Consider the following 12929-nt stretch of genomic DNA (forward strand, 5'->3'; position numbering starts at 1 on the left):
GCACTGAAAACCGACAGCTGAACTATTTTATCTCTTTTCCGTAGTGCGTGTTCCGGAACCGGATGAGCCCGTCGCAGAACTCTGCCCGGTAGGATTCCATGGAGAGGCTGCCTTCCTGGAACTGGCAGTCCTCTTCCTCAATAACCTGGTTGATCAGGTCGTGGGAGGGGAGGAGGAGATCGATGGGTACCCCAGACGCCTCTGATCCCCGGATCAGGGCCTCACGGAAGAGACCCAGGCAGTATGCAACGCGGTATTTGTACACATGCCGCGTCTTAATCAGGTATTCCGTCACCCGCCCGGTCTCGATGCGGAGAAAATCCTCCTTGATCTTATCGTCCTTGCACTTCCCGAGCATGTACTTGTAGTGGGCAAACGGGTACATCTCCTCGAGTTCGGCCGGGACAATGCCGCAGGTCCCGAAGATGACGATGTGGTACTGGGTGGGCTCGAAGACCTGGGAGATGATCATCCGTATGATCTGGTGGCTGGGGCTCGTTGAGTAGGGCTTCCTGACCGCGCAGGGCATGAATATGGCGATATCGCGGGGCTCGATCTCGTAATCGTCGATGATATACCGGTACGACTTCTCAAACTCCGGCAGGTAAAACGGTGGACCGGTGAGTATGGGGAGACTCCCGCTCTCCTCATATCCGCGTTTCTGGTCAGTCATCAGGTATTCACTATCCGGTTGCTTGGGAAATACAAGAATCAACCGCCCGGGTCCGAAAGATGCTGGCCGGATTCCTTTACGGATAAACGGTCAGGAGAAGAGAGGAGTACCCGGAAGAGACGCTCATGCTTCTACCCGCTCCCAGTGACCATCCGGATAATAGGCAACCCGGATCCCGTCATCAGCAAAGAATCTCCCGCCGGGATAACGGCTCCACCAGTCCAGGTTGAGCCAGTAACGCGGTCCGGCCGGACCGTTGGTGATGTGGCAGCCCACGTCTGTGATTTTGTAACGCTGCCGGATATACGCAGCAGCAGCATCGAACTCTTCCTTTGTTGTTCCGACATACACTTCCGGGTAGGCATGGCCAGCGGTGCCGTTCGAAGCATACATGACGCGGGCATCTCCGCCAACCGATTCTATCATAGCGGCAACCACGATGGCGAAGTCATCGCAGTCGCCTTTGAATCCAAGGGCAATGGTGTGGCTGGCGGGGGAATAATAGTCACCGGTGTCTGGATCATCCACATAGGTCCAGCGGGAGTATACTGCCTCCCAGAGGTCGCAGATCTGGGCGAGGTTGGAGGGCCCGCCATGGGTCCGCGGGATGAGCGAGACCGCAAAGTCCCGGGTGACCGGGTCCCGCGAGTCCATGGCATCCCGGATGGCTGCGGATTTTTGGTCTTCCTGTGAGATGCCGTTCTTGTCCGGGCCGGTCATGCTCCCAACGGATGTATTGGCGATGTTCTGGTACAGGAAATAACGGGAGGAATCTGCACTGGAAGCCTGGCTGTCGGGCGCACCGGTACCGGGCTGGACGGTATGGATACAACCTGCACTGGCTACATGGAGTCCAATGAGGAGGAGGAGAACGAGCAGAAACGTCCCGCCGGGCCTCCGGTATCGTCCGAAGGTCTTTGGGATTATTGTCTCCTTCGCTTCTGCCATACCCGGAAGATCTCGGTGCCGGAGAGGATTACTTTTTTTATCCTGTTCTGCCGAACCCGGTGGGTATGGGGCGTCATATGGTGAATTACACGTCTTTGTGGATGAGACGGGGATAATCAGTTTTCAAAAAGAGGTAAATTGGAGTTACCACTCAGTCCGGCTGTTCCGGAATGCGCCCATGAACAGGCAGTCCGTGGCATCGATGGTCTCGATCCCGACATGGTCCCCGATGGAGAGCCCGATTCCCCGGACAATTGCCGCAGGAGTGCACTCGTCTGCTTCTCCCATAACGAGTTCCGCTGCTGAGGCGATATTGTCCGCTACCGCCCTTTTTGTTACTTCCAGTTTCCGCCCGAAGAGATCGCACCGCCCGCAGTCATTGATCACGGCAGTGATCCCGGCTGCCCCGATAGCAACGCCGCTGCACCCGAGGCGCATGGCATGGGTGCGGCTGTCTGCGATGATGACCCCGATGGTCTTTCCCGTCAGACTCTTTATCGCGTCCTTGATGGCGAGGGCGCTCTTGTCCGGGTCCGTCGGCAGGGGGGTGACGCATCCGGGTGGCGCATTCGATGCGTCCACGCCGGCATTGGGCAGGAGGGTGCCGTTCTTCATGCAGAGGAGGAAGCCGGGGATGCCCCCGACAATCGAGTCGCTCTCCCGGAGGACCACTTCGGCAGTCCGTGGGTCCATGTGATACTGTTCTGCCAGTTCCACGGCCCGCTTTGACGGGGTGACAAACGAGAGGTCGACTACGTTTCCCTCGGAGGTTGCAACAGCGGTCTCGGCAAGGACAAGGATGTCCTCGTCATCGAAACCATTGCAGGTTTCCTCAGCAGCGGCAATGATCCGCTCGGTTATGGACTCCCCGCTGCGGATGATGCCCGTTGAAAGCCCGAAGACCTCGAACGTGCTGTTCATTTTTTCACCATCTGCTGGAAAACACGGATCGTGTCAGCCGTCTGCGGTACATCGTGCGTCCGGACAATGGAGGCACCTCCCCTGAGGAGTTCGAACGTTACGGCAAGGCTCCCGGCAAGCCGCTCCTCCGGCTCCCGGTTCACGACGCTCCCGATGAAACTCTTCCGCGAGATGGCGGCAAGGAGCGGGCGGTCGAACTTCTTAAACCGGTCGAAATTGCGGCAGAGCTCCCAGTTGTCATCATACGAGCGGTACGGTGTCCAGATTCCGATGCCCGGGTCGAGCACGTAGTTGTCGATCCCGGCGGATTCGCACCGCTGTACCACCGTAGCGAGGGTGGCGATCGTGGCATCGAGCCCGACCGCATCCCCCGGGATATAATCCGTAGCCATCACAAACGCGGGAAGGCCGGCCTGTGCCACGCGCTGGACATATGCAGGGGATGCAAATCCCGCAATATCGTTTGCGGCATGGATCTCGTGCTTTAAGCAGACGTCCAGTACCCACGGGTTCATCGTGTCTACCGATATGGTGAACCCGGTCCCGTCCAGTTCTTTTAAGGCCGCATCGATCCGGCTCGCCTCTTCGGTTCCGCTGATTGCCTGGGCGTTGGGGGCCGTGCTCCGGGCACCCACATCGAGCATATCCGCTCCCGCATCGATCATCTCCACGGCTTTCTTGTGGATCTCATTCGTGGGGATGAACGAGTCGTGGTAGAAGGATTCCGGGCTTACGTTAAGCACGCCCATGACGCGGGGCGGGGCATCCCCGCCGATGACGAGTTTGTTCACAACGCACTGTCGCATGACCTCTCCTTTGCCGCCCGGAACGTATTCTCCATCAAGGTTGCAATCGTCATCGGGCCAACGCCACCGGGGACGGGTGTGATAGCCGACGCGATATCCTTTACGGCAGCAAAGTCCACGTCGCCAACGAGTTTGCCGTTCAGCTGGTTGATGCCGACATCGATGACAACTGCGCCGGGCTTCACCATCTCCGGCTGGATGAAATGCGCCTTCCCGATTGCAGAGACGAGGATGTCTGCCCTCCTGATTTCTTCGTTGAGATTTCTGGTCTTGCTGTGACAGAGGGTAACGGTTGCATCGGCATTCGTGAGGAGGGCTGACATCGGACGTCCGACATCGATACTGCGCCCGACAACAACCGCCCTGACACCCGCAACCGGGATCTTGTATTCGAAAAGGAGGGTCATGATCCCCGTGGGTGTGCACGAGGTGAACCGGGGCTTGCCGGAGAAAAGGAGTCCCATATTCTCTGGGTGATACCCGTCAACGTCCTTATCGGGGCTGACTGCGGCTATCACCCGCTCGGAATCGACCCCCTTCGGGAGGGGGAGCTGGACGAGAATGCCATTGATATCGGGATCCCTGTTCAGCCGGTTTACTGCGTCCAGGACTCCCTGTGTTGTTGTATCTGCGGGCAGCTCGACCCCGACGGAACCTATCCCAACCCCTTCGCAGGCCCGGTGCTTCATCCGCACGTACATCTGCGATGCAGGGTCGCTGCCAACAATGACCGTGGCAAGGCGGGGATAGAGGCCGGAGTCCTCGATCTCCTCTTTGAGGATCTCAAGGCGCATCTCCGAGATTTTCTTTCCGTCAAGGATTGTGCTCATGCAGGTACCTCCGCACTTATTCGGGATAGAGTGAGAATTTGGACGAAAGCGCCTCTACTTTGGCGTGGACGTCCCTGATTGCGGCTTCGTTGTTCACGTCTTTGACAACCTGTGCAATCCAGGCACCAATAAGGCGCATCTCGGCCTCTTTCATGCCCCGTGAGGTTACGGCGGGAGTGCCAACGCGCAGGCCGCTCGTGACGAACGGGCTCTTGGTCTCGTTCGGGATGGTGTTCTTGTTCACCGTGATGCCGGCTTTCCCAAGGGCAGTCTCGGCTTCGAGGCCGGTGATGCCCTGGTCGGTCAGATCGAGAAGCATGAGGTGGTTGTCCGTGCCGCCAGAAACGAGCCGGAGGCCGTTTGCCATCAGGGTCTCAGCGAGGACTTTTGCGTTCCTGATGATCTGCTTGTTGTATTCCTTGAACGAGGGCCTGAGGGCTTCCTCGAAACAGACCGCCTTTGCCGTGATGGTGTGCATCAGGGGGCCACCCTGCATGCCGGGGAAGACCGCCTTGTCGATTGCTACCCCGAGATCGGCATTGCACATGATGGCGCCGCCACGGGGCCCGCGGAGGGTCTTGTGGGTGGTTGTGGTGGTGAAATTGACCACGCCGACCGAGGTCGGGTGGAGGCCGGTGGCAACGAGGCCGGCGATGTGGGCAATATCGGCGAGACAGTAGGCACCGATCCCGTCGGCGATCTCCTGGAATGCCTTGAAGTCGATCGTGCGGGGATAGGCCGAGGCACCGCAGACGATTATCTGGGGTTTTTCCTTCTTTGCCATCTCCTCGACTGCACCGTAATCGAGCATCTCGGTCTTGGGATCCAATCCGTATTGCGCAACCTGGTAGAACTTGCCGGTGAAGCTGACCGGGGAACCATGGGACAGGTGTCCACCCTGGTTGAGTCTCATGCTTAAGATCTTCTCGCCCAGTTTCATGTACGCAAAATAGACTGCCATGTTTGCCTGGGTACCTGAGTGGGGCTGGACATTTGCGTATTCTGCCCCGAAGAGCTTCTTGAGCCGGTCGCGGGCAAGGTTCTCCGCCATATCATGGAACTCGCATCCGCCATAGTACCGCTTGCCGGGGTAGCCCTCGGCATACTTGTTGGTCATGATCGATCCCATGGCTTCGAGCACTGCCCGGGAAACTACGTTTTCAGATGCGATCAGCTCCAGGCCGTTTACCTGCCGGAGCCTCTCCTTTTCAATGATATCTGCAATTGCTGGATCCGTTTTTGACAGATACGACATATGGAAAAGGGTTCGCTCTTAAAGGTAATACCTTTTCTTACCGCTATCCGGTCACGGGAGTGCAATATAATTCAGGACAAACCGGTTATCCTGCGAATGGCTGTGGGTTTATTTGGGAAAACACGTCCGCAGGAAAGCGCAAACCTTTTTTCCTAATCAGGCGATCACTACTATTATTAATAGGAAATGCGCCGCACCTTTAATGTACAGGTTCAGTATGGCGCAGTCTGATGCAAAGATCAAATATCTTGAGAACGAACTTGATGAACAGGAGAGGCAGATTAGCATGATGGAAAGTTCAGGACCGAGCGAGGAACGCATCGCGACCCTCGAAAAGAAGGTACGGGAGATGGAAGCACTGGTCAAGGGTCTCACCCAGGAACTGCTTGACCTCAAGTCGATTGCCATGAAGATGTCCAAGCAGACCGAGGAGCGCAGCCGTCAGGAACTCCGCCGGGGACCGATTGTGCAGAGTTCCCAGCCTGTCTCCTCCCCCTCCGCGGCACCCCAGCCTACCATGTCCGCAAGTGGCACAACGGTTATCCGGCCCAAGGGTGCAAGGGTTGACGCCCCTCCCGCAGAACCCGCAATGGACATGATCATGCAGCCGGACGGGACCATGAAACTCGAGCCACGGCGGGGCGAGAAGGACTACATTGTTGCCTCTGCCGGCTATGGACGCAACAAGAAGGGCACCTCCGTCAAGCCCAAACAGAGCGACCTTATCTACGCGGCTGAGGAATCAAAAGATCCTGCAAAGAAGTAAGGAGCCGGATCTTTGCATATCACAGAGCTGGAGATCGATAATTTCAAGTCTTTTTCAAAAAAGACAAAAATTCCCTTTTTAGAGGGCTTTACCGTCATCTCCGGGCCCAATGGCTCGGGTAAGAGCAATATCATAGATTCTATCCTTTTTGTCCTGGCCCTCTCCAGCTCCCGCAACCTCAGGGCCGAAAAACTCACGGACCTCATCAACCTGAACTCCGGCCGGAATGCCGCCGAAGTTGCCCTTGAATTTTCCGACGGCACCAGGATCCGCCGGAGGATCAAGCGGACCGGCAACGGCTACTACAGCTATAATTACCTCAACGAGCGTCTCTGCAAGCAGAGCGACATCGTGGAACACCTGGCAAAGCACGGTATCAAGCCGCACGGCTACAATGTCGTGATGCAGGGCGATGTCACCCGTATCATGGAGATGAGCGATTTCGAGCGCCGGAAGATCATCGACGAGATTGCCGGGGTCTCGGAGTTCGATACCAAGAAGCAGCAGTCGCTTGCGGAACTGGATATTGTACGGGAGCGCATCGAGCGCGAGGAACTCCTGCTCATAGAACTGGGAAGGCGGGCGAACGAGCTCAAGCGCGAGCGGACGCAGGCCCTCGAATACCAGAAATGGCAGAAGGATCTCGCATACTTCCAGAACTGCCGGTCCGCTGCCCAGCTCAACGAGCGGGAGAAGGAGCTCGCCTCCCTCCGGCATTCCATGGAGGACCACACCGTCCAGATCGCCCGGATAGCGTCGGACCGGTCAATCGAGGAGAACGAACTCTCCTATCTCCAGGCCGATCTCAGGGACATCGACGACCTGATCAGCAAGAAGAGCGGATCGGACTACCTCAAGCTGATAGCGGAACTCGAAGAAGCGAAGAGCGGGATCAAGCTTGCCGAGCAGACCATTGTCCGGCTCCGGAAGGAGAAAGAGACCAATCTCGAAGCTATCAACCGCACTTACATGGATACGAAACGGGCGGAGGCCCGCGTTGCTGAATGTACCGACCAGATCCGCTCGCTCACCATTGACCGGACCAATATCGCTATGGAAGTGGCAACGTCAAAAGCCCTTGCCGAGAAGATCGAGACTGAGATCAAGGCTCACAGCGTGGACACGGAAGGGGCCCGGGATCGCCTGTTCGCCCTGTTAAAAGAGATTGAGGAGAAGAAAGGGCAGCGATCGGGGATCCTCCACCAGCAGGATATGTTCATCGAGCGGAGCCGCATGCGGACAAGCGAGCTCGAACGCCTTACGAACCTCCTCCGGCAGCTCGACGAGGAATACGGGGCAAAACAGGCCCAGCTCGCCGAGAGCAAAAAGAGTACCGAAGATCTTGCAGCGGAGAAGAAGGAGCTCGACCGGAATCTTTCCGAACTTGAAGGCTCGCTCTTTGCCCAGCGTTCCACGCTCGAACGCCTCAGGTCCGAGATGAAGGAGTATGAACAGGACGCAATCCGGCTCGAAGCCGCCCAGCAGGCCCGGGGTGAGTCAGGAGGAAAAGCCTTGGAAGCCGTCATGGGAATGGAAGGTGTTCACGGCACGATTGCGGATCTGGGCAAGGCCCCCAAAGAGTATTCCGTTGCCCTCAACGTTGCTGCCGGCAACAAGCTCCAGTTCGCAGTCTGCGATGACGACCAGGTCGCGTCCGATGCTATCCGGTACCTCAAGGAAGAACGGCTTGGTCGGGTTACCTTCCTCCCGCTCAACAAGCTCAAGCCCCCGGCGCTTCCCCCGTTAAAAGAGCCGGGTGTTGTCGATTACGCGGTGAACCTGCTGGAGTACGATCCCAAGTACGACCGTGCGTTCGCTGTTGCTCTCGGTGCCACGGTCGTTGTTGACACGCTCGAACGGGCGCGGAAACTGATCGGGAAATACCGGATGGTGACTATGGAGGGCGAACTTCTCGACAGGAGCGGGGCCATCACCGGCGGGTCGATCCGGAAGCAGACCGTCCGGGGGTTTGGCGCAGCGGTCGACGATGATATCATGCGCCTGCGGTCACACCTCGGGGAACTCTCGGGACAGGCGGCTACGTTGGAAGCCGGAATCAAGCGCCTCACGGAAGAGGTGGATGCAAAAAGGGCAGTGCGGAACGAGATCGACCAGAAGACGGCGCGCTTCGGGATGTTCACCGAGGAGTTCACCCGGCGGTTCGAGGCGATCACTGTCGAGAAGCAGACGATCGAAGCCGCTGTTGCCCGCCAGCAGGAAGAGACCAAGAACGGCGCTGCCGAACTGACGGCGCTCGAAGCACAACTCGATGACGTTACGGCAATCCTTAACGGGCTGAACACCCAGATGGAGGAGATCAAGAAACGCCTCGACGACACCAATATTCCCGCTCTCACTGAGCAGCTCGAGAAGAAACGCAAAGAGATCGAGGAATCCGAACGCCGTCTCCGGAACAAGGACGCGGACATCAACGATGCCCAGCGGGAACGCCAGCACTTCAATGCAAGGATCGCGGAGCTCGGGGAGGAGCGGACGCGCCAGGATGAGCGTATCCGGCAGCTCGATCTGGATATCGCAGCGTCAGGAGAGCAGATCGCTGCCCATAAGGTGCAGATCGCTGCCCTTGAGGAGCGCCAGAAAGAGTTCTCGGGAGAACTCGATGAACTCAGGAAGAAACGCTCCGAGGTATCCGCGCATATCCACGACTCCGAACTGAAACTGATGAAGTTCGATGCCGAGAAGGATCGCATCACCGCCATGCTCGTTGCCATCGAGGAGCGGACGAAAACCCTCTCCCTTGAGATCGAGATGCTCCGGCAGCAGGTCGGGGAGATGGATACGACCCTGACCCTCACCGAGATTGAGGGCAAGATTGCCGAGGCCGACGGGGCGCTGCGGAAGATCGGGGCCGTGAATATGCTTGCCATTGAGGAGTTCGAGAAAGTCGAGCGGCAGGTCACGGAGCGGACGGAGCGCAAGGAGACCCTGTCGGGCGAACGGGAGACCCTGATAGAGCGGATCGAGCAGTTCGAACAGATGAAATACCAGGCGTTTTCCACCGCGTTTAAGGCCATCGACGCGAACTTCCGGGAGATCTTTGCCCGGCTGACCAGCGGGAGCGGGAACCTTGTCCTTGAGAACGAGGAGGACCCGTTCACGGGAGGTATGACGTTTGCGGTCAAGCCCCGGGACAAGAAAGTCCATCTCCTCAACTCACTCTCCGGTGGTGAGAAGTCGCTCACAACGCTTGCCTTCATCTTCTCGATCCAGCGCTATATTCCGGCGCCGTTCTATGCCTTCGATGAAGTGGACATGTCGCTTGACGGTGCCAACGTGGAGCGGATCTCCTCGATGGTGACGGAACTTGCCCCGAGCTCCCAGTTTGTCATCGTCTCCCTGAGGAAACCAATGATCGAGGCTGCGGAGCGGATCATGGGCGTAACGCTGCGTCCGGACAAGAGTACGCTGGTTACCGGGGTAAAGGCCCATGCCCGTGGATAAGCCGCCCGTCCCGGGTGGCAGGCCGGGCCGGAACCCGGCACCGGAGGGGAAACCAGAACCTGTCGTAACTTCGGATATCTTCGCTCCTGGGCCCGGGTCCGGACCCGAATCTAAAACCGCCCCGGAACCTGTCCTGGGCCCGCTCGAAGACCCGGTCGAGATCCTGGTGGGCCTTGCGGAACGCGGGGAGATTGATCCCTGGAATATCAATATCATAGAAGTCACGGACCGCTTCCTCTCGGAACTCGACCGGAGGCGCGAACTCAACCTCCAGATCTCGGGGAGGACACTCTTTTACGCGTCAACGCTCCTGCGGATGAAGTCCGAGCAGCTGACGGTAGCAGAAGTCACTGAAGACATCGATGAAGGCGACGGGGAGGATCTCTTCGGCGATGACTTCGGGGACCGGCCGGAGGATATCGATTACGGCGGCCGGCTCGGCCCCATCGAGCGGCTCGAACACGAGATCCAGCGCCGTCTCGACCGGAAGAACATGCGCAAGAGTCCCATTACGCTCTTCGAGCTCATCACCGAGCTCAAGAACATCGAGAAGGAGGAGCGCCGCAGAAGACGTATGGCATCCGTGGGAGTGGATGATGACTCCCTTATCGATGCCGATGATGTGGTCAGCATTGCGCACGAGGAAGGGTTCCAGGAATCGTCCATGATCCGGCTGGCAGAGTATCTCGGGGGTCTTGAGATCGACGAGGAGATGACTCTTGCGGACCTGTGCCGGCAGCTGGACTGGGGTATCCCGGAGGTCTTCATCCCGCTCCTCTTCCTGGCGCTTGACGGGCGCTGTTCTCTGCGGCAGGACGAGTTTTACGGGGATATCTGGGTGCAGATATGCAGGGTGGATGAGATCAAACCAGCCACCGATCCGGTTGCGTTGTAACGCAGTCTGTTTTTACCCACTCAATGGATAGACAGATGTGAGTGGGGGGATATTCTCCCCCGTCAGGGGCCCTGTCATAGCCCTGGTGGAAAAATCTTACCCAGGATTATCAGGTCCTTATATTCGTCCTCAATCCGGAATGCCTGCTTTTTGACCCCCTCCTTCTCGTACCCTAACATCTGGTACAACCGGAGGGCATGGGGATTGGTGTCTGCCACCATGCACTCCATCCGGAGATATCCGCGGCTATGAGCCTCACTTTCAAGAAAGCGTATTGCTTTGGTTCCGATTCCCCTTCCCCAGTATGCAGGTTCAATAGAGAGAAAGAACGTTGCTGCATGAGAGAGCCTGGTTCCGGGAGGCTGTGCGTAAAATCCTGCGGCCCCGATAATTCGATCCTCCGCGTGGATCCCCCAGAGTGATACGATCCCCGTCAGGATAAACGACCATAAGGCTTTCGTTGCTTCCATTGTTACGGGGGGTATGGTCTCAAAATGTTCGGCAATTTCCGGGATATTGGAGAGTTCATTTATCCGTATAAGCTCGGATTCCTGTACCGGGAGAAATCGAATCGGGACAGTGGGGGAATCAGCGGTCACATACACGCGTGGTGTAAGGATCGCGATAATGATATCCCCGGGACGGGAAATGGTGAATATTGTAACGAACAGATTCAGAATTTTTCGCGGTAATAGGTCGTATTTATATGATTACCGGAGTTCGGGTACTCTGTCTGCCCACTCTTCAACCCGGGTCAATATTGCATCATCTGTATAGGATGAGAGTGTGACCCGGTTGCGGGCTATACTCAGGAAGTATATCTCGCCATTTGGATCATGACACTTCAAGAGAAACGAATAGAGGTCTGCATCCGGGGTGTGCCGGGCTTTTCCCTGGTGTGCTGCGATATTGGCCATGTTCGAGATTACCGCTGCAATCCCGTTCTGGTATCCCTCCGCAGAATCATAACGGTCAAGTCCGGAACCTATCTGTTTTTTGTCCGGGTTCAGGTACACGAATTTTGCAGTGTACATCTGCCGTACTTTCTGGACAGGGAGGTAGTTCTTTCTCACACTCCGGTATGAGGTGCATCCGAGCGGGTTTTTAATGATGAGCGACTGGACAAAGGCATCGAACGCGTCGATGTTCGCAAACGGGCTTTTCAGATTTCGGTACGCGCTCCTGGTTCCCGGTTTTGGTTTGAATCCTGTCATGGTATTCCCCGATTCAGAGACATTGTCTAATCCTAATGCTGGTCGGGGCCGATAAATTCTTGGTGGTCGTGTTGTGGGGGGTCAGATAGGGTAAAATTGTTTTTTAGCCGGTCTGTGGTATGTTTCTGCACTTCCGACCTATTATCCGACTTTTACGATGAAGAAAATCGTATGTTCCGTACGATAATTCAGATGACTTTGTGTGTTTTCTGATCACGACATTACATTATATAATAGTCCGACCCCCCAATTACCTTTTTATTTTTAACTCGTTTGTTGGCTGAAAACCCGGGAATTTATACTGTAAAAATCAGCATATGTGAATTTTTTTCAGAGTTTATTGTGTTGGGGGGTCGGATATGGTAAAAGTGTTTTTACAGCATTTTACCAGTCTGCGTTGCCTGGCTAAAGATTGCTGCATACAACAAGGAATTAACCTGTTTTGGGCGGCTGGGGTGTCTCTGTCCAGGACCGCGATTTCAAACTATCTGGACCAGCTGATAGTATGTCCCATGAACCTATAATGCGTGAGAAGAATGATTCGGGAACAGTATGGCTGATAATATGAGGGACGCAGGGTGCAGACGGGAATTGTAGCGGAACCTGCGGCACCCCCTCCCGTTCCGGCATCCGGTTCCAGAAAATCCTGCGCGATCCGGGATCTGGCAGATAAAAACAGAGATCAAACTGGCTCCGGAATACTGTTTCCGCAGGTCTTTCGAATCTGCGCGATTGCGGCAGGGATAGCAACCATATCATTCCCTGCATTGCTGTTTTCGTCGTAGACTTGCTATTTTCAGAAATGCGCTCATGGAATCCGAGACTCGAGGTTTGGACAATTTGACACTCATTGCCTCAATCGCGCAGTAATCCAGATCCTGGAGCAATGGAGGGGATTTCAGAACAATAACCGGTTTTTTCTCTCAAGTTCGAATTATCTTGAATGCGTATATTTTTCAGATTATAGAATGTGGGGAAAACCGGTCATTTTCAAGGGGATCATGCTTAAATGGTTGTCTGTGCTATAATGAGATCCACAAAATCTGATGACGAACCGACGAAACCTTCCTTCGGGAACGGGTGTTGGTTCCGAGGTAAAACAACACAGGCAACAAGGTATATATATCCTTAAATCCTATGTTGTAAGCCCGTGGACGCG

Annotated in this window: 11 protein-coding genes; 3 read left to right on the forward strand and 8 right to left on the reverse strand. The window is 56.1% G+C overall.

Translation table 11 applies throughout. The features are described from left to right. Positions 1-22 precede the first annotated feature (22 nt). From WC598_RS07220 to glyA, 6 genes are all read right to left on the reverse strand, one after another. On the reverse strand, positions 23-673 hold the full coding sequence (locus WC598_RS07220) for a DUF5591 domain-containing protein (protein WP_372960805.1): 651 nt from the start codon (positions 671-673) through the stop codon (positions 23-25). A 123-nt stretch (positions 674-796) separates the two neighbouring features. Beyond that, positions 797-1621, reverse strand: a complete 825-nt coding sequence (locus tag WC598_RS07225; protein WP_372960806.1) for a transglutaminase family protein — start codon at positions 1619-1621, stop codon at positions 797-799. 144 nt (positions 1622-1765) lie between these two features. Further along, positions 1766-2542 carry a coenzyme F420-0:L-glutamate ligase gene (gene cofE, locus WC598_RS07230; protein WP_372960807.1) on the reverse strand — a complete coding sequence of 259 codons (777 nt, stop codon included), beginning with the start codon at positions 2540-2542 and terminating at the stop codon, positions 1766-1768. Continuing rightward, positions 2539-3348 carry a dihydropteroate synthase gene (gene folP / locus WC598_RS07235; protein WP_372960808.1) on the reverse strand — a complete coding sequence of 270 codons (810 nt, stop codon included), beginning with the start codon at positions 3346-3348 and terminating at the stop codon, positions 2539-2541. The genes cofE and folP overlap by 4 nt, the downstream gene beginning before the upstream one ends. Then, on the reverse strand, positions 3330-4178 hold the full coding sequence (gene folD, locus WC598_RS07240) for a bifunctional methylenetetrahydrofolate dehydrogenase/methenyltetrahydrofolate cyclohydrolase FolD (protein WP_372960809.1): 849 nt from the start codon (positions 4176-4178) through the stop codon (positions 3330-3332). The genes folP and folD overlap by 19 nt, the downstream gene beginning before the upstream one ends. Before the next feature lie 16 nt (positions 4179-4194). After that, entirely contained in the window at positions 4195-5433 is a 1239-nt protein-coding gene (gene glyA / locus WC598_RS07245) for a serine hydroxymethyltransferase (protein WP_372960810.1), read from the reverse strand. Positions 5434-5650: 217 nt separating this feature from the next. Between glyA and WC598_RS07250 the strand changes: the two genes are divergently transcribed. Genes WC598_RS07250 through WC598_RS07260 form a run of 3 tightly spaced genes read left to right on the forward strand, consistent with a single transcriptional unit; the run spans position 5651 to position 10556 of the window. Continuing rightward, positions 5651-6199: a hypothetical protein gene (locus WC598_RS07250; protein ID WP_372960811.1), complete on the forward strand. Its 549-nt coding sequence runs from the start codon at positions 5651-5653 to the stop codon at positions 6197-6199. Between the two features lie 12 nt (positions 6200-6211). After that, on the forward strand, positions 6212-9661 hold the full coding sequence (smc, locus tag WC598_RS07255; RefSeq protein WP_372960812.1) for a chromosome segregation protein SMC: 3450 nt from the start codon (positions 6212-6214) through the stop codon (positions 9659-9661). Then, positions 9648-10556 (forward strand): segregation/condensation protein A, encoded by a 909-nt coding sequence (locus WC598_RS07260; protein ID WP_372960813.1) that lies wholly within the window; start codon positions 9648-9650, stop codon positions 10554-10556. Before smc ends, WC598_RS07260 begins: the two co-directional genes overlap by 14 nt. Positions 10557-10630: 74 nt before the next feature. Here the strand turns inward: WC598_RS07260 and WC598_RS07265 are convergent, their stop codons facing one another. Together WC598_RS07265 and WC598_RS07270 are read right to left on the reverse strand one after the other, a co-directional pair. Next, entirely contained in the window at positions 10631-11155 is a 525-nt protein-coding gene (locus tag WC598_RS07265) for a GNAT family N-acetyltransferase (RefSeq protein ID WP_372960814.1), read from the reverse strand. Between the two features lie 111 nt (positions 11156-11266). Next, positions 11267-11770, reverse strand: coding sequence for a hypothetical protein (locus tag WC598_RS07270; RefSeq protein ID WP_372960815.1), 504 nt, complete (start codon positions 11768-11770; stop codon positions 11267-11269). Positions 11771-12929 lie beyond the last annotated feature (1159 nt).

Origin of the sequence: Methanoregula sp. (assembly GCF_041645475.1) — an archaeon.
In the GTDB taxonomy this organism is placed as follows: Archaea; Halobacteriota; Methanomicrobia; order Methanomicrobiales; family Methanospirillaceae; genus Methanoregula.

Excerpts from the sequence above, each read along its gene's own strand:
- WC598_RS07220 (WP_372960805.1), bottom strand. The coding sequence starts at position 673 with ATGACTGACCAGAAACGCGGATATGAGGAGAGCGGGAGTCTCCCCATA.
- WC598_RS07225 (WP_372960806.1), bottom strand. The coding sequence starts at position 1,621 with ATGGCAGAAGCGAAGGAGACAATAATCCCAAAGACCTTCGGACGATAC.
- cofE (WP_372960807.1), bottom strand. The coding sequence starts at position 2,542 with ATGAACAGCACGTTCGAGGTCTTCGGGCTTTCAACGGGCATCATCCGC.
- folP (WP_372960808.1), bottom strand. The coding sequence starts at position 3,348 with ATGCGACAGTGCGTTGTGAACAAACTCGTCATCGGCGGGGATGCCCCG.
- folD (WP_372960809.1), bottom strand. The coding sequence starts at position 4,178 with ATGAGCACAATCCTTGACGGAAAGAAAATCTCGGAGATGCGCCTTGAG.
- glyA (WP_372960810.1), bottom strand. The coding sequence starts at position 5,433 with ATGTCGTATCTGTCAAAAACGGATCCAGCAATTGCAGATATCATTGAA.
- WC598_RS07250 (WP_372960811.1), top strand. The coding sequence starts at position 5,651 with ATGGCGCAGTCTGATGCAAAGATCAAATATCTTGAGAACGAACTTGAT.
- WC598_RS07260 (WP_372960813.1), top strand. The coding sequence starts at position 9,648 with ATGCCCGTGGATAAGCCGCCCGTCCCGGGTGGCAGGCCGGGCCGGAAC.
- WC598_RS07270 (WP_372960815.1), bottom strand. The coding sequence starts at position 11,770 with ATGACAGGATTCAAACCAAAACCGGGAACCAGGAGCGCGTACCGAAAT.